Origin of the sequence: Anaerovirgula multivorans (genome assembly GCF_900188145.1) — a bacterium.
Classification (GTDB): Bacteria; Bacillota; Clostridia; order Peptostreptococcales; family Natronincolaceae; genus Anaerovirgula; species Anaerovirgula multivorans.
In genome coordinates this window covers 86,566-104,267 of the sequence record NZ_FZOJ01000016.1, presented here as the reverse complement: position 1 = coordinate 104,267, position 17,702 = coordinate 86,566, and the positions used below count along the sequence as shown (strand labels likewise).

The 17,702-nt window shown below is 32.1% G+C and carries 13 protein-coding genes and 1 pseudogene; 13 read left to right on the top strand and 1 reads right to left on the bottom strand.

The annotated features are described in order from the left end of the window. Window positions 1–187: 187 nt before the first annotated feature. A pseudogene (locus CHB72_RS15655) lies at window positions 188–502 on the bottom strand (transposase); the annotation flags it as partial. 474 nt (window positions 503–976) lie between these two features. Between CHB72_RS15655 and CHB72_RS15650 the strand changes: the two are divergent. The 13 genes from CHB72_RS15650 to CHB72_RS15590 all read left to right on the top strand — a co-directional run bounded on the left by CHB72_RS15650 (window position 977) and on the right by CHB72_RS15590 (window position 17,532). Then, window positions 977–2,152, top strand: coding sequence for a MalY/PatB family protein (locus CHB72_RS15650; protein ID WP_089283828.1), 1,176 nt, complete (start codon window positions 977–979; stop codon window positions 2,150–2,152). Between the two features lie 366 nt (window positions 2,153–2,518). Beyond that, window positions 2,519–3,274, top strand: coding sequence for an amino acid ABC transporter ATP-binding protein (locus tag CHB72_RS15645; RefSeq protein ID WP_089283827.1), 756 nt, complete (start codon window positions 2,519–2,521; stop codon window positions 3,272–3,274). Further along, a complete protein-coding gene (locus CHB72_RS15640) occupies window positions 3,275–3,922 on the top strand; it encodes an amino acid ABC transporter permease (RefSeq protein WP_089283826.1) in 648 nt (215 codons plus the stop codon). 46 nt (window positions 3,923–3,968) lie between these two features. Then, a complete protein-coding gene (locus tag CHB72_RS15635; RefSeq protein ID WP_089283825.1) occupies window positions 3,969–4,799 on the top strand; it encodes a transporter substrate-binding domain-containing protein in 831 nt (276 codons plus the stop codon). 194 nt (window positions 4,800–4,993) lie between these two features. Further along, the gene (gene pepV, locus CHB72_RS15630; protein ID WP_089283824.1) at window positions 4,994–6,397 is read left to right on the top strand and encodes a dipeptidase PepV; all 1,404 of its coding nucleotides are present in this window, start codon (window positions 4,994–4,996) and stop codon (window positions 6,395–6,397) included. A 481-nt stretch (window positions 6,398–6,878) separates the two neighbouring features. Further along, a complete protein-coding gene (locus CHB72_RS15625; protein ID WP_089283823.1) occupies window positions 6,879–7,934 on the top strand; it encodes a DMT family transporter in 1,056 nt (351 codons plus the stop codon). Window positions 7,935–8,215: 281 nt separating this feature from the next. Beyond that, entirely contained in the window at window positions 8,216–8,941 is a 726-nt protein-coding gene (locus CHB72_RS15620) for a hypothetical protein (RefSeq protein ID WP_089283822.1), read from the top strand. Between the two features lie 604 nt (window positions 8,942–9,545). Further along, window positions 9,546–10,433 carry a subclass B1 metallo-beta-lactamase gene (gene bla, locus CHB72_RS15615; RefSeq protein ID WP_141131447.1) on the top strand — a complete coding sequence of 296 codons (888 nt, stop codon included), beginning with the start codon at window positions 9,546–9,548 and terminating at the stop codon, window positions 10,431–10,433. A gap of 812 nt (window positions 10,434–11,245) precedes the next feature. Then, window positions 11,246–11,791, top strand: coding sequence for a sigma-70 family RNA polymerase sigma factor (locus CHB72_RS15610; protein WP_089283821.1), 546 nt, complete (start codon window positions 11,246–11,248; stop codon window positions 11,789–11,791). Window positions 11,792–11,873: 82 nt separating this feature from the next. After that, entirely contained in the window at window positions 11,874–12,788 is a 915-nt protein-coding gene (locus CHB72_RS15605; RefSeq protein WP_089283820.1) for a DUF4367 domain-containing protein, read from the top strand. Window positions 12,789–12,834: 46 nt separating this feature from the next. Further along, a complete protein-coding gene (locus CHB72_RS15600; RefSeq protein ID WP_089283819.1) occupies window positions 12,835–13,257 on the top strand; it encodes a hypothetical protein in 423 nt (140 codons plus the stop codon). 157 nt (window positions 13,258–13,414) lie between these two features. Beyond that, on the top strand, window positions 13,415–16,180 hold the full coding sequence (locus tag CHB72_RS15595; RefSeq protein WP_089283818.1) for a S8 family serine peptidase: 2,766 nt from the start codon (window positions 13,415–13,417) through the stop codon (window positions 16,178–16,180). Window positions 16,181–16,701: 521 nt separating this feature from the next. Next, on the top strand, window positions 16,702–17,532 hold the full coding sequence (locus tag CHB72_RS15590; protein ID WP_089283817.1) for a hypothetical protein: 831 nt from the start codon (window positions 16,702–16,704) through the stop codon (window positions 17,530–17,532). The last annotated feature ends 170 nt before the right edge of the window (window positions 17,533–17,702 follow it).

Below are 17,702 nucleotides of genomic sequence, written 5' to 3'. Positions count from 1 at the left end.
CTTTTAAAGATTTTGCACCGATCCATAACCCAAAATTCAACCCCGATGAAGATGCTTTGGCAGTAGGGGTGGAGTTAATGGTAGAAGCAGCTTTGAGTTTTTGTATGGATACGGAGGAGACCATGGTGTCGGTTACTTAGTTTATTGAAAATATAAAATCCTTTAGAGTGTGAACTGCTCCCTGTCAAATGGCTGTTAAACGCCCATAAATTAGACATTCCAGCTGATAAAGTCCACAATTTCCTAATTTATCTATGTTTAAATAACTCTTACATGCTTTAAATACAAGCTCTATCTGCCATCTGGCACGGTATAGATCACATACTGCTTCAGAGGAGGGCATATCTTCATTTGCATTTGTAATTATGATATTAAATGCCAGTAACTCAATTTCTTTAGCGGTTAGTTGTTTACCTTGGGATTTATCCTTCTTTTTGGCTTTTCGTCTATGTTCATTGACAATTTCATCTGATAGGCGAAGGGCAACCAAACGACATTTTATAGGTATTGATAATAGTTCCTTCGGAAATAATAGTAACTGAAGTACTTCAAGAGGAATATAAATGTACACAATTATCACCCCTTCACCGGGGTTATTGTGTCTATATATTCCTCTTTTATTTTGTAAATTATTACGTCAATCTTTGGTAGCTATTTTAAAAATGCAAAACTATAGTAATTAAGAAGAAAGATGTATTAATATCTATAATCCCTAATTATTCATCACAATTTATCTGATGGTACCTAGCATCACATAGCTACTATATTATCCGATTGAATTGCTTTCACCTAAAAAGTGAAACCGAAAAATAGAAAAAGGGATTCAACTTTGTTAAAATGAAGTTACCACACTATCACATAACAAAAGGAGAAACCCTTATGTCTAGTTTAAGTGCACTTCATTCAGAAAGCAATAGTAAGATTAAAATAAATTTTGAAAGTTAATATATAATGAAAAAATCAAAAGGAGGATTATATGAAATACAATTTTGACAAAGTAATAGATAGAAGCAATAATTATTCAGCAAAATATGATGAACTGGAATCCAAATTTGGAAGAAAAGATTTATGTTCTATGTGGGTTGCAGATATGGATTTTGAGTCTCCAAAGCCAGTGATAGATGCAATCAAAGCTAGAGCAGAGCAAGGAATTTTTGGCTACACTTCAAGAACAGATTCATATTATGATGCATTTACAGGTTGGTATAAAAGAAGGTATGACTGGGATATAAAAAGGGAGTTGATAGCAAATAGTCCAGGAGTAGTTACTTCCTTAAGTGTTCTAATGAAAGAATTTACTAAAGCGGGAGATAAAATTATAGTTCAAACACCAGTATATTATCCATTTTTAAATGTTGTAAAAGATAATGGAAGACAGCTAGTACTCAATCCTTTGAAAAACATAGATGGCGATTATGTTATGGACTATGAAGATTTAAAGAAAAAGATTGATAACAAGGTTAAGTACCTTATTCTTTGTAACCCACATAATCCTGTTGGTAGAGTATGGACAAAGAAAGAGCTTATAAAGCTGGGGAATATTTGTATAGAAAATAACATAACGGTTATATCCGATGAAATACATGGGGAATTAGTATACGGTGAAAATAAATATACACCTTTTGCATCAATATCTGAAGAATTTCGTAAAAATTCAATAATTTGCTTATCGGCAACTAAAACGTTTAATATCGCTGGGCTTCAAGATTCATTTGTAGTTTTTCCAAACAAAAAAACGTATGAACAATTTAAAGGATTTTTAGATATTTTAGGCATCAAAAGAAATAATTGTTTTAGCTTAGTTGCAGTTGAGACAGCTTTTAGACATGGAGAAGAGTGGTTGAAGCAGCTACTAGAGTATCTAGAAGGAAACTGCAGATTTATTATTGATTATTGTAAAAAGAATATCCCTAGCATTAAACCTAACAAACCTCAAGGCACTTATTTAGTTTGGCTAGATTGCAGGGATTTAGGATTAGATGATGAAAGCCTTAATGACTTTATGATAAACAAAGCAAAGATCGCATTAGATGAAGGAAGATGGTTTGGTGAAGAAGGAAAAGGATATACGCGAATCAATATTGCATGCCCTAGAACAACTTTAGAAGAAGGATTAACAAGAATTGGAAAAGCCGTTGAAGAATATTTATAATTGTGAAGAAAATAAAAGAAGGATAGCGTAGAATTTCTTAAGTTAACAAGGCAGTAAAGGAATATGTACAACCTTCAATCATAGAAAATATCTATAATTGAAACGTAAAGCATTTAATAACACAATGATTAATTGGTATTATTTCTGATATAATGACGTTATTGTGCTTCTTAAACAATAGACAAATCAATAAAAATAAATAGTCAAAAAATTTAATGTTTTAAAAAGGATAAGTATAGTTTTCCATAAATTACATAAGTTTCTAGAATTATGATTTTATAGACGGTTGCTTTCAATTATATGTAATGAAGAGTATAAATACTGACCGACTTTAGAGGTGAATAAAAGGCTAGGGGATATAGAAAAATGATTAAGATTGAACATTTAAAAGCGCAATTTGGAGAACAAATTATTTTAAAAGATATTAATATGCAAGTAAGCGAAGGTGAAGTTGTAGTAATAATCGGTCCGTCAGGTTCAGGGAAGTCTACATTTCTTCGTTGCTTTAATTTTTTGGTTAGACCTACAGAAGGTAACGTGACAATAGATGATTTTACTATAGATGTGAAGACAGCTTCAAAGAAAGATATTCATGTATTAAGGCAGAAAACAGCTATGGTTTTTCAAAATTATAATTTACTTAAAAATAAAACAGCTATTCAAAATATTATGGAACCTATGATAACGGTTCAAAAGAAAAGTAAAGAAGAAGCGGAAAAAATTGCTATTGATTTGCTTAAAAAAGTAACTCTTTTAGAAAAAAGAGATTCATATCCAAAAGAAATGTCAGGAGGTCAGCAACAAAGAATAGGGATTGCAAGAGCAATGGCTGTAAATGCAAATGTAATTTTGTTTGATGAGCCTACATCTTCCTTAGACCCTGAATTAGTTGGAGAGGTCCTAGCTGTAATTAAACAGTTAGCAGCAGAAACTAAAAAAACAATGTTGATTGTAACCCATGAAATGAAGTTTGCAAAAGAAGTTGCTGATAAAATGATTTTCTTAGAGAATGGACGTATTGCAGAGATGGGAACACCTAAAGAAATATTTGAAAATTGTACAAATGAACGAATTAGAAATTTTGTGAATAAAGTTGCTGTAAATAGCATGGAGGCCGAGTAAATGAATTTCGATTTTCAATGGTTTATTAATTTATTCCCAATTGTTTTACCTGCACTTAAGTTAACCATAGCCATATCTTTGGTGTCTTTGGCATTTACATTACTATTATCTATTATCATATCCATTGTGAGATATTATAAAATATTAGGATTATATCAATTTTTTGGAGTGTACATTACATTTTTTAGAGCTACTCCACTTGTTGCACAGCTATTTATATTATATTTTGGATTGCCTAGTGTAATCCCAGTACTAAGATCTATGACAGCATTTCAAGCAACTGTAATTGCCCTTACGTTAAATACAGCTTCTTTTATGGCAGAAGATTTAAGGGCGGCTTTAGAATCTGTGGATGTAGGACAACTTGAAGCTTGTTATTCAATGGGTATGACAAAGTATCAAACAATGAAACGTGTTGTCTTGCCCCAGGCATTGGTTATAGCATTGCCATCTCTTGTAAATAGATTTATTGGTATTATTAAAGGGTCTGCATTAGGATTTACAGTAGGGCTTGCTGATATAATGGCAAAAGCAAAAATAGAGGCTGCATTAAGTCTTCGTTTCTTTGAAGCATATTTATGTGTAACCGTGATTTATTTGGTACTTGTAATTTTTGTGGAAAAAACTCAAAAGTTATTCAAAATATAAATTTAATTTATATAGATTATATTTTTAAAAATAGGGAGGAAATAACATGAAAAAAACACTTTCCGTATTATTATTTATTTGTATGATTTTTAGTATAACAGCATGTGGAAGTGAAAAAAATGACGAACAAAAAGAAGTAAAAGCAGACACACCTACTAAAATTATTGTAGCATCAGGTTCTTCTTCCGTACCCAATTCCTATATAGAAAATGGAGAACATAAAGGACATGAGCTAGATATTTGGAATGCTATTTCTGAAAAAACTGGTCTTGAAGTTGAATTTATTACCGGTGAATTTAACACTTTATTTGGATACTTAGATTCTGGTAAAGCTGATACAGTAGGAAATACTATTACAATTAATGCTAAGAGACAGGATAAGTATGATTTTTCAGAACCATACGCATATATTCCAGAAAAATTAGTTGTACATTCTGATAGAACGGATCTTAAAAAATTAGAAGATATTTCTGATATGACTTGTGGATTTACGGCTGGTTCAAATGGTGGAAACTTATTTCAAAAACTTGCTGAGGAACAGGGAATCCATATTAATTTAGTTACATATGATAGCTCTGAGCTATTAAATGAAGCTTTCCGTCAAGGAAAAGTGGATGTGATGCTTTTATCAGCAGCTGAAACAGCATATAAGATTAAAAATGGTTTTTTAGATGCAAGAATGATTGAAGAAGATGTTACAATTGGAGCAAAAGCATATCCATTTGAAAAAGGAAATGCTAATTCAGAAAAATTAAATAAAATTATTACAGAAGCTATTCAGGAAATAAAAAAAGATGGTACTTTGTCAGAAATATATAATAAATGGTATGGTATGGATTTCAGCGAAAAGCCAGAAGATGCTCAAATTGCTAATTAATTCTTTATAAGATAAAATTAGGACAAGCTAACCTTATTTAAATTAGGCTTGTCTTTTTTTATGTCATAAAAATAAATCATATCTATATTTAATGATTTTAAGGGTTCAGTTAGACATAATTTAGGAGATATAAAAACACATCATATAATTACTAATTTTAAAAATTCTATTGTTTTTCAAAAGGAGGTAAAAAGATGAATTTTAAGGAAATAGTAGAAGCTATGAGAGGGGAGATTATAAAAAATACCCAAGAAATAGTAAGAATAAAAAGTGTAGAAAATGATGCAAAAGAAGGAATGCCGTTTGGCGAAGGGGTAAATGAAGCTTTAGAATATGCTTTAAATCTTTGTGATGATATAGGACTTAAGACAAAAAATTTTGATGGATATGCAGGACATGCAGATTTAGGGGAAGGAGAAGAGGTTGTTGGAATACTTGTTCACTTAGATGTGGTTCCAGAGGGAGATGTAAATACATGGAGCTATCCTCCATATGAAGCACATATTCATGATGGAAAAATATTTGGAAGAGGAACCATCGATGATAAAGGGCCTGCCATGGCGGCTATTTATGCTATGAAAGCTATTAAAGAAAGTAATATTTCTTTAAATAAAAAAATAAGAATTATATTTGGAACAAATGAAGAAAGTGGATGGGAATGTATGAAACATTATTTAAGCAAAGAAAAAGCACCAGATATGGCATTTACCCCTGATGCAGAATATCCTGTGATCTATGGAGAAAAAGGAATCATTACATTTGACTATGAGAAGAATTTTAAAGATGCTTGCAATTGCAGTGTGAAAATAAAAAGCATAAAAGGTGGAAATAGACCGAATATGGTTCCAGATTATTGTGAAGCATTGCTATACGCCAAAGATGAGAAGGTTTTATCTATAAAAAATGCATTTGATGAATTTATAAAAAAGAACAACTATAAAATAGAAATGATGGTAAAAGACCATAGGATAATAATAAAATCCTATGGAATTTCAGCCCATGGGTCTACTCCTGAAAATGGACAAAATGCTATTTCTCAATTAATGGAATTTTTAGGAGAAATGAATTTAAGCGGCTGTGATGTAGGCGATTTTATAAAGTTTTATAAAGATAAAATTGGAATGGCGTATTATGGAGAATCAGCAGGCTGCGAATTAGAAGATAGGGATTCAGGAAAATTAATATTTAATGTGGGAATAATCGATTTAAATGAAGAAAAGGTAAAATTAACAGTAAATATTCGCTATCCAATTACCTATACAATAGAGAAAGTGATGAATGGAATAAGAGAAACTTTAGAAGGATCCGCAATTACTACGAATATAATAAGACATAAAAAACCAATTTATTTACCAAAGGAGCATGAATTAGTTCAAAAGTTAATGGGTGTGTACAAGAAAATAACAGGAAATGATGCGCAGCCAATAACCATTGGAGGAGGAACTTATGCAAGAGTCATGAATAATGCAGTAGCTTTTGGACCTTTATTCCCAGGTCAAGAAAAAACGGCGCATCAAAAAGATGAATACATCAGTATAGAAGATTTAATCAAGAATACAGAAATATATGCCCATGCTTTATATGAACTTGCAAAATAAAAAAACTTACGTAGCAATAAAATCTTTCATTAATTAAGCCCCCTCAAACTATTTTAGCTAGAAAGCTTCAGGGACTATGAAAATCATAATAACTATTATTATTCACAGCTTCCCACCATTCATAGCTGTATGTGATTGTATATGAATTGTGAAGTTGTCATTATCGTCTTTAGGCGAGTCATGATTCTGGGGCATCCACAAGTTAAGATGTATCAGAATTTTCTTGATTGTTGCTTCATCTTCAATAAAGCAAAGACAAGGGGACAAGGACCTATCTGTGAAAAAAAATTTGATATAGTATTTCTGAGGTGGTAAAGTATACTGGGGCAAGTAGGAAAAAAGAATAAAATAGAAAGTTATCATACTCAATGTCATAAGGTGTTTAAAAATTTTTAAGAAACTAAAGTTAATTTATTAACAATATTACAAATGATAGGGTATAATATTAGTAAGAAATACTTATATTATCGGAGGAAAAGAAATGATTAAGTCAAAACAATATATAGCAATCATACAAGCGATACTGGCAGCTGCACTGTTTGGAATAAGCGCGCCAATTTCTAAACTTTTACTTGAAACGATCTCCCCCATGCTTATGGCAGCGTTACTATATCTTGGAGCAGGTATTGGAATGTTATTCATAAGCTTAGTAAAAAACACAAAGAAAAACAAACAAAAAGAAGCTAAAATTGGAAGAAAAGAGCTTCCATTTACTATAGGGATGATTGTTTTAGATATAGCTGCACCAATGTTTTTGATGATTGGGTTGACCATGACTACGGCTTCAAATGCTTCATTATTAAACAACTTTGAGATCGTAGTTACATCTCTTATTGCTTTATTTATATTTAAAGAAGCAATTGGCAAAAGATTGTGGCTAGCCATCTTCTTTATTACGATTTCAAGCATTATTTTATCAGTAGCTGATTTTAGTAGTTTTTCATTTTCAATAGGTTCCATATTTGTTTTACTAGCCTGCATCTGTTGGGGATTTGAGAACAATTGTACAAGAATGATGTCTCTAAAAGACCCTATGCAGATAGTCGTTGTTAAGGGATTAGGATCTGGATTGGGAGCACTCATCATAGCACTTTTAAATAAAGAATATGCAAGTAATGTATTGTATATATTTATAGCCCTAATCCTAGGCTTCTTTGCCTATGGGTTGAGTATATTCTTTTATGTGACTGCCCAAAGGGAATTAGGAGCTGCAAGGACTAGTGCATATTATGCTGTTGCACCTTTTATAGGTGTAGGATTATCACTTTTAATGTATAATGAAGCAATAACATGGAATTTTGTAATGGCAGCTATTTTAATGGTTTTTGGTACCTATTATGCTGCTGTAGAAAAACATAATCATAAGCATATCCACAAAATGATCATCCATGAACATAGGCATAACCATAGTGAAGGGCATCACAATCATACTCATGAAGGCTTTACAAGTGGGGAACATAGTCATGAGCATACCCATGAGGCAGTGGAACATGAACATGATCATACTCCAGATATACATCATGCCCATTCACATTGAATGTGATTTCAGAGCGCCTGTTAACTCAGTCGCTTTTCTTATGGGAACAAAGGGGCAAGTATATTGCCCCATGCATACATTATCCTACTGTTTGAGGGAAAGCATGGTGAGCGGAAGACTGCGTAAAAAGGATAGGTCTTTTGATGTGTTTTGTTTAGTATTAACCCGGCCGATAAATTAATTATGAATAATTTTGCCATAAACTATGGCGTTTTTTGCCTTTATTATATAGGATAGTTATCTCTGAAGTGGTGGAGAAAATCTTACTCTAGGAGTGTTTTATGGATAGTAGAAAGGTTTATTATAAGGAAAATGATAAGGAGTTTACTGTAAAAAATCATAGGTTATGGCTTGTTTTTCAAATTATGATGCCATTTGTGTTATTTATACTATATTTAGGAGGCTTTTTAATAGTTTTGCAATTACCAAGTATTATACCAAGATATTTCTCATTGGAAAAGTTTGGGGAAGCAGGCGCTGTTTTAAGGTTGACCTATTGGAGTAATCTAGCTATGCTGATGTGGCTAATACTTGGTACAACCATACTATGTACACGATTAATCATACATTGCTTCAAAGGTAATAATTATGGAAAAAATCTACAAGAGCAGGCGATGATGTTGAAGGGGAAAATGGGATTGTCTGTGATATTGATTGTTTTTGCAGGTTTTCTTTCTTTTGTATATTTGCGGGACGAAAAAGTACTGGACATAGTAGAGCGGTATCATTCTGATATTGCATTGTTGAAAAAAGAAGAAATAGAGATATACGAAGGAATGATAAAAAAAGGAGATAGAACAGAGATAGAAGGTGGGTATTATACTGATAAACCTACACCATTGCAAATACTTAATAATCATGACTTTGTTATATGGGAAGAAAGAAAGAGGTTTTTATGTCCTAATACCTTATTAAGGGATATGGATATTGAAAAAAATGAATATTATAGAATATCTTATCTTCCATATAGTAAAATTGTAGTTTCTATTGAAAAGTATATTCCCTAGGTGAATATTGAAGACCTAAGTTAAATCAAATAAGATAGAAACTAAAAATGTGTATATAGTTACATTTAAAAGAAAAGTTAGATAACAAAGCTATACCAGCGACAATCAAAAAAGATTCCACAAGAATCGAGAATGATAAAATTAAATTATTAAGTTGTTGCAAAAAGAAGATTTTGAGGATAATGCAAGTGGTCAGCAGATGAGAGATATAACCATGTCGATTCTAAAGGATAAGGACATTCTATATATATAGGTGTACGCCTCTATAGCCGAATTTTAATATACACGGTCTACATTTCGCCATTGACTTTAAAAGAATGGTCAAAGGCTGCAAATTTAGCCCTTAGTATATTAAAATTCATAGGCGTATTTTTATATTAAAAATAAATGAAAAGATATTTTAAAATACTTTTTTGGTTTATCACAAAGCAAAGAAGTATTTTTTTATTTTGTTATAGAAAAATATTGACACAATAGGATTACAGGTGTAAGCTATTAACATAAATAGATTACATATGTAATCTATTTATTCTATTTTATACAATGCAAGGAAGGAGGATTATGTCGTAGGTCCACTTAAAAATCCATCAAGGAGGCTTGGAAAATGAAAAATACAGTGATAATTGTGTTAATAGGAATATTTATGACGATGGGGGCCATAGGGTGTTCTTCAGGTATAAATATGACAACTCAAGAAGAGAAAAAACAGATAAATTCATCACCAATGGAGGAAGCGTTTCCTGTAGTTGAAATTGGAGGAAATTTGTATGTGGAAGAAATCCAGGAGGGTGTGTATGTTATAAATCATGAGTTTCCGTGGCCTGGGAATTCAATGGTTGTAGAAATGCAAAGTGGGGATATCGTTTTGGTGGATACACCTTATACACCAGAAGCTACGGAAGAATTACTAAATTGGATTAATAAGCATTTTGGAGAGAGGAAGCTGTTAGCAATTAATACAGGATTTCATTTTGATAACTTAGGGGGCAATCAAGTCTTAGTTCAAAAGGATGTACCTGTATATGGTTCTTCTATGACGGAGCAGCTGATTTATGAGGCCGGAGAAGCATCAAGAGAACTTATGTTGTCTTGGTTAAATACACCCGAATCAAAGGCCTTTTATGAGGCATATCAAAAAATACCTTATGTACCACCGACGGAACTTTTTGATTTAGCTGAAACAGATTTGCTATATTTCAAATTTGGCAGTGAAGAGATAGAAGTATATTATCCTGGCGAGAGTCACTCACCAGATAATTTAGTCGTGTATTTCCCTGAGAGGAGTATCCTCTTTGGAGGATGCATGATTAAAAGCTTGGAGTCAAAGGACTTAGGCAATGTAGCAGATGCAAACCTTCAAGAATGGCCAAATTCTGTAAAAAAGGTATTAGACCGATATAAGGATGCCAAAGCCGTCATTCCAGGTCATGGAAAATGGGGGAATATAGATTTAATAAAGTTTACGCTACAGCTATGTGAGGAAAAAAATTAGGCTCTATTGAAAACAGATGCTGAAAATGGATATCTTCCGCAAGAAGGAATAATAAGACTATAAAAAAGATGGTTATAGGGTTGTTTTGCATATGTCCACCTAATAGGGGTAATATTAAGATGACGGCGATTTTTTGAAAATAGAACTGATATTCTCAGTTCTATTTTTTATACACTAGGAAAGTTCTACTTTCCTAGTGTATAAAAAATAGGGGTTGTAGGGGATGAAATCCCCTGCCCGCCTTCAGGAAGGTGCTCAGACAGCTTTGCTGTCGTCGAAGGAAACCTAGGGTTTCCTAGCGAAAGCATCGAAGATGCTTTTTTTATGGTCAATAAGAGATTCTATCCATTCTATCATTATTAAAGAGTTCAAGAATAGAATTTGTGAAAGTTACGTTATAAAACGACTTTTTTCCTACAATAGATTCACATTAAATCGGCGAATTTCAAAAAAGACAGGTTAACGACATATATTGCAATTCATCGAAATATACATTAACTCAGTATATTTTTTGTTATCATACTATTATATTTAAATTTACAATAAATACTATATTGATCAATATATTGAAAAGTTTACAATAAAGAGCAAATTATTTTAAGTAATTGTAAAACTGAAAGAATAAAAATGGAGTATATTGAATGTTTGCATCCTTTTTACTAATGCAGAGAATATAATAAACGATTTTGAGAGTGTAAAGGAGAGTAACTAAAAACTAGAAAAACAGGGAAGCAAAGGGAACGACTACCTAGGTGTCCCTATGTTATGTGGCTTAGAGAAAACTAAGCAATGAAAAGAGGGTAGAGAATATAATGGAGAAAAAGGATAAATTAGATGATTTTATAGAAGAAATGGTTCGTACTTATTATGATGAACTTTTTAAAGTAGCTAAAAAGCGTATAGGTAATATTGAAGATGCCCAGGATATTCTAAACGAATTATGGTATATGGCTACCTATAAGGCGAAGGACCTATATGAACATCCTAATAAAATTGCTTGGCTATATACAGGGTTAAATTTTTGTATAAAAAGATATAGGACAAGAAGTATTTCAAGAATTCAAAAAAGAACAGAGAATGGACAAATGATTACTGAAATAGGGAGTATAGAAACGGTACCTATTAATACACATAATGAAAACAAATTACAATATCATGAGGAATTTTATAACGGTGAATTATTTGAAGAATTTCAAAAAATACTGAGCGAAAGTGAAATGAAATACTTATTAAGTAAATTTAGAGACGATCTTGATAACAAATCAATTGCCAAAAAAGAAGAGAAAAGTTATTCTGCAATCACTTCTCTTGGATATAGGGTAAAAGAAAAAATAAAAAAATATTTAATTGGAACGTGACAAAATCGAATATTTTGCTGTTATATCTTTAGTAGAGCAAAATATTAGGCTATTATGCTCAAATAGAAAAGAGGTGATTATTGTGAAAAACTTCGATGGTATTAACAAAAATACCTCTATCGAAGCTAATTGCTCTAGGAGATCAGAGTTAGACAGACTTGAGAAACTGCTTCAAGAACAAATGAAATTTATCAAAGATGAAAGAGATATTGATAAATTAAGAGAGACGATTGGTCAGATGGAAGAGATAGAACCAATTAAGGTGGAGATTTCAGCCAAGGATTTTTTGACAAAATTTAAAAAAGAGACATTACCAAAGGCAAAGAAAGCAAGGGAAGACTTTTTAGTTTTACAAAAAAACAAAGGAAATACAATAAAACCCATCTTATCAACGAAGTTCTATAGGGTGGTGTTTACATCTATGATGCTCCTCATCCTTTTAAATATGGGTACATTAGTATTTGCAGGGATTAATATATTTAAACCTTTTATTACTTGGACGGAGGAAACCTTTATAAAAAAGAGTGTACAAACTAAGCAAAATGATCAGAGAATTGATAACTCTGATATTAAAGTAGGGGAAATTACAGACGCGACACTAGCCGAGGGAGAATACATGGATTTTGAGAGTATTGAAAAAGAGTACAATATAAAAATTCTTAAACCCAGCTATCTGTTTGAAGCTTATGTTGTCAAAAGTATAGTTGTGTCTGAATTTGAGGAATCAACTGAAATTTTCGCCACATATATCAATGAGAATCATGAACTTTACTATAGGATTTCTGTTTTTAAGTCTGGGAATACTCCTTATAATACTGTAATAGAGAAATCAAATGAACCAGTTGAAGTTTATAGGTTAAATGGTATCGACTATTACATAATGAAAAATATTGATGTGTACGTGGCAACATGGAATGAGAATAATGCAGACTATTTAGCCATGGGGTTTGATAACTTAAGTACAGTGAAAATGTTCATCGAAAATTTAATCAAATAATAGATCGAAAAATGCAGGAAAAATTAAAAATAATAGGAGAATAAATATGAAAAAAATGTTTAAGTGTTTTGCTTTTGGATTAGTATTAATTACTTGTGTATTTTTAGTTCAAAATGTTTCTGCTTTAGCTAATGAAATAGAAGAAGTAGAAGAGGACAGAGAAATCAAAGAAAGTCTCTTTATTTATAGTTATAAAACAACATTAAATGTATCTGATGATAAGGCAACAGTGAGCTATCAGATGCAGGTGAAACAAGGTTCAACATGCTATGTTAGCTTGGAACTGCAATATTATGAAAATGGAGAATGGAAACGCTTAACATCATGGAGTGATTCCTCATCAAATGTTAATCTTTTTCGCTCTAAAAGTTGTAACATTTACAAAAATAAAACATACAGAGTAAAGGCTACATATAGAGCATTGTTTAATGGAGTATATGCTGATACTCGTTCAGAAATAATTTATTAAAAATAAAAAGTAATATGGTGAAAGCTATATTACTTTTTCATTGGGTAAATAAAAATATTTTATTGGTGACATTGATAAATTGACGTGAGAAAACAGTTGAAAAAATTATTTTTTTATAGTGAGAAATTAGTAAAATGAATTTTAAAGGAGGATTTCAATGAAAAAAGTAGTAGCGAAGTGTATGATAATGGTTTTATTTTGTTGTAGTTTAATGTTTAATTTTTCTGTTCAGGTATTTGCAGGAGAGTCAGATATACCATTTAAGATTTATGTAGATGGACTAAAGAATAATAATGAACCGAATGTAATAATCTCAGTAAATGAACCAATGCGTATATTCATATTCGATGAAGAAGCTAATCATAAATTAACTATTTATGATCATGAATTATCGGAAAAAGAATTACTTCCAGGAATTTTATTGAATCATACATATAGGATTACAGCAACCACCGCAAATGGAGATTTCTATACAGGATTATTCAGTATCTATGATAAACAAGGAAGTGATGTTGTAGGAGCACTATTAGATGTAAATAGAGTTGAACAGAGCATGCATACAAACGATGATACAGATTACGACAGAATGGTTAAAAGTACAAAAGTTTATGAAATGGAGAAAAACGATTCTTTTAAAACTGCAAATAAACTATTTGACTCGGTTATATATGGTCAAATCGGAACAAAGTCAGATAAGGATTTTTTTCAAACCATGTTTTATGAAGAAGGGGATGCAATCTTTGTTTTACAAGATATCCCTGCTGGTAAAGATTTTGATATTTATGTTTTTGATGCAAATAAGAAACAAATTGCATCCTCTTGTAGTACTAACAGCATTGAAACTATTACCATCAAGGAAGTAACTCCTAATCAATGGTACTATGTTCAAGTTATTGGATACAATGGGTCATTTGATAAGGACAACTATTATGCCCTTTCAGTAAAACATCAGCCAAAAAAGACTGTTGAGTATGGTCACTCCTTTGAAACTGCTAAAGTTGCAACACTATTAAATGAAATCCCCGGAGAAATATTGTTTAAGGGTGATAGCAATTTCTTTAAATTTACACCTCCAGAAGATGGGATCTATTCCATATATACCAAAGGGACAACGGATACCTACGGCTATCTCTATGACCAAAACAAAAACCAAATTGCTGCTAACGATGACAAGCCTAACGACCTTTATGGAAATTTTGAAATAAGAAATGAATTAAAAGCAAATACTTTGTATTTTATTGAAGTGCGACATTACGGCATTGGAACTGGTAAATTTTCTTTAAATATAAAGAAAGATGAAGAAGAGCCAATAGATACAACCTTTAATAATTATGATAACCCCACGGAGATAGTAGAAGGAAGGGAGTTAGAAATTTCTCTTCCAACTATCGATTCTCAATATTGGCTTGCCTTCACACCCGATACAACAGGAAGCTGTCTTATTACTACTACGGGAGATATAGATACCTATGGCGTCTTATTTGACGATACCAAAGAAAATATCATAATGGAGAACGATGGTGTCTTTGGAGAGAAACCTTTTGTTTTAGCAAATACCTTTATTAAAGAACAAACCTACTACATTAAGATAACTGGGAAAGAGTTTAAAGACACACAAAATATCTTCAATGCTGTTATAGAAAGATTAGATATGCCCAATGATCCTAGCTTTGCTGAACAGTGGGGACTATTAAATCCCTTAAACGGGTTAGATGCGAATGTTATTCCTGCATGGAAATATAGTCGAGGTGATGGGTTCAACATTGGCGTAGCTGACACAGGGGCAGATTACAACCATCCTGATCTAGTCAAACTTGATTTATCTTTAGCATATAATTTTACCCATAGTATGAAAGATGTATTTCCTACAAATGAAAAGACTTCTTCTGCTTCCGCTAGGGCGGGGCATGGCACCCATGTGGCCGGTATTATTGGAGCAGAAACAAACAATGGAGAAGGTATTTCCGGCGTAGCTCTAGAGGCCAATCTTGTACCCTTAAAGGTCTTGGGAAGCCGTCTAACCGATAGTGATGTGTATACTGGTTCAATTGCTGCATTTGTGAATGCTATTGAATATTGTAAAGAGAATAATATCCGCATATTAAACTGTAGCTTTGGTGGTTATAACCCAGCCGTTTCTGAGCAGGAAGCCATGCTTAATGCAACAGATATTTTATTTGTTATAGCTGCTGGAAACGATGGCAAGGATCTATCTATCAATCCGGAATATCCAGCTTGCTACTACCATGATAATTCCCTTGTGGTAGCTGCATTAAACCAATATGGTGAATTAGCATCGTTCTCAAACTATGGAGGTCCAACGGATATAGCAGCAGCTGGTGAGATGGTCTATAGTACATTTCCGAATAATCAGTACACATACAGTAGTGGTACTTCTATGGCTACACCTTATGTAACAGCAATTTCTTCTTTGATATGGGCTAATAACAAGGGATTAACAGCAACTGATATAAAAGCTATTGTAACTAACAAAGATAATGTTACGACACTAAATAGCCTGAATGGAAAAGTGTTGAGTGGAGGTTCTGTAAATGCATTTAAAGCTATTGTGTCAGATTATTCAAGTGTATCAAGTAGAAGAATAGCAAGTTTGCCAAGAGACATTTTTGGGCGTGATGTTAAAGCTACCATCAAATATTACAAAGATAATGCCGAAATAGATGAAAAAACAGATAAAATTATTGTGAAGTTTGAACAGAATGTGAATATCGATGAATTTATAAGAACACTTTCTCAAGAGCATAATTTTGATCAAATAGAGGAAGTTGATTATCTGAAACTGATTAATGCCTATGTGTATGCTTTTTCCAGTGTAGATGAAGCAGACAAGGCGGTTGATATATTTAATGCTTATACTGAAGTCATTTACGCAGAACCCAACTATGTGAGAGAAGTAAACTAAAACAGGGTATTACAAATTTTAGAAAAAAATTTTCCTCGGACGTGACAAATTAATAGATTTTGTTGTTATGTATTATATAAGGCAAAAACAGGAAAAAATTGAAGAACTTTTACCAGAAAGTTTTTAATGGATGTTTTTGCTTTAAATTGTTATGAGAGGAGAATTTTCTATGATGGATGTGATACCACCTATTTTATAAGGCTTTCAAGGTTCTATATCATAATTTCTGATTCATTCAGCAAATTTTGAACCTTGGAAGTCAGATGAAAAATGTATGGTAAGTTATTGTATTTTGGAAGTTATTTTTGAAGAAGAAAGTATGCCTGTAGAATTTCTAGTACTGCTTTTCACTAAATAGACTCTATTAACTACATGAACGAATAAAGACACAGCCTAGTTGCACCAAATATTTAATCAGTGATTAATACTGAGAAAGTTGTACTAAATATAACAAAAAATTTCCTCAAGTACTTTCATTACGATTTTGTACCTTGAGCTAAGAGAAAGGAAAGTGATTTTATATGAAAAAACTAATAGCAGGAGTTATTTGTTTTACAATGTTTTTCATGAGCTCATTTACGACGTTTGCTAATATAAATACTATTGATGATAATACAGTCCATGAGTTTTATGCTGATATTTACATTAATAGAGAGCCAAAAGTAGAGATGCCTAAAGGTATTGAAAAAGAGATTCTATTAACAAGGGAAGAAACCATGGCAATGACTGCAGAAGAACTTTCAACGGCTATAAAAGAAAAGACCGAGTTGTCAGATGAAGATGTTTCACAATTAGTTGATTACTACAAAAATGCGGATGAGAATGAACGAATGCCAAGAGGATTGTATGATACATATACTTGGCACAAGCATCCTTATTTAGCAAGCTCAAAAAGATATGTAGCCTATTCAAAAACATGGGTAGGAATTGATGCTTACAGATCAAGCGTTGGCATGACTAAAGGGTCCAGTGAAACTAAAAGTATTTCCTATACACTGGGTTTTGAGGGATCTGGGGACATCAAAAAAGTAAAAACTACTTTTAAATCCAGTTTTACAGCTACAAATTCGTATACTGTATCAGAAAGTGCAACCTGCCCTGCATGGACTACTATGGCATGGAGACCTTATACTACTTATGACCTTGAAACGTGGAAAGGTGTAATGAAAAGAACTACTATTATTCCATTACCTAATGGTGAGATATATCAATCTGTTGGATACGAAGATAGAGAAGGTACAAATAAAGTTGAAGTAAACAAAACACATGAAGTGTGGTCAAGAGTGAATACATCAAAGAATGTTAATGCAACTTCTCCTTCTCCACCAACAAGTGCACCAAACGTTAATTAAAAAAATAGAAAGAACAGTTTTAAAATTTCGCAGATGCTGTTAAAAATATTCAAATTCTATGTTGGTAGATTATATTATAATTAATGTTATAGTTAATGATTACATAGAATTTGAATATAATCTTTTTTGATACAAAATAGATGCAAGTTCTTTTCGTCTTAATTAACCTT

Coding starts and splice junctions, on each gene's coding strand:
- bla (WP_141131447.1), top strand. CDS start 9,546: ATGAAAAATACAGTGATAATTGTGTTAATAGGAATATTTATGACGATG.
- CHB72_RS15625 (WP_089283823.1), top strand. CDS start 6,879: ATGATTAAGTCAAAACAATATATAGCAATCATACAAGCGATACTGGCA.
- CHB72_RS15595 (WP_089283818.1), top strand. CDS start 13,415: ATGAAAAAAGTAGTAGCGAAGTGTATGATAATGGTTTTATTTTGTTGT.
- pepV (WP_089283824.1), top strand. CDS start 4,994: ATGAATTTTAAGGAAATAGTAGAAGCTATGAGAGGGGAGATTATAAAA.
- CHB72_RS15640 (WP_089283826.1), top strand. CDS start 3,275: ATGAATTTCGATTTTCAATGGTTTATTAATTTATTCCCAATTGTTTTA.
- CHB72_RS15620 (WP_089283822.1), top strand. CDS start 8,216: ATGGATAGTAGAAAGGTTTATTATAAGGAAAATGATAAGGAGTTTACT.
- CHB72_RS15610 (WP_089283821.1), top strand. CDS start 11,246: ATGGAGAAAAAGGATAAATTAGATGATTTTATAGAAGAAATGGTTCGT.
- CHB72_RS15635 (WP_089283825.1), top strand. CDS start 3,969: ATGAAAAAAACACTTTCCGTATTATTATTTATTTGTATGATTTTTAGT.
- CHB72_RS15650 (WP_089283828.1), top strand. CDS start 977: ATGAAATACAATTTTGACAAAGTAATAGATAGAAGCAATAATTATTCA.
- CHB72_RS15600 (WP_089283819.1), top strand. CDS start 12,835: ATGAAAAAAATGTTTAAGTGTTTTGCTTTTGGATTAGTATTAATTACT.
- CHB72_RS15645 (WP_089283827.1), top strand. CDS start 2,519: ATGATTAAGATTGAACATTTAAAAGCGCAATTTGGAGAACAAATTATT.
- CHB72_RS15590 (WP_089283817.1), top strand. CDS start 16,702: ATGAAAAAACTAATAGCAGGAGTTATTTGTTTTACAATGTTTTTCATG.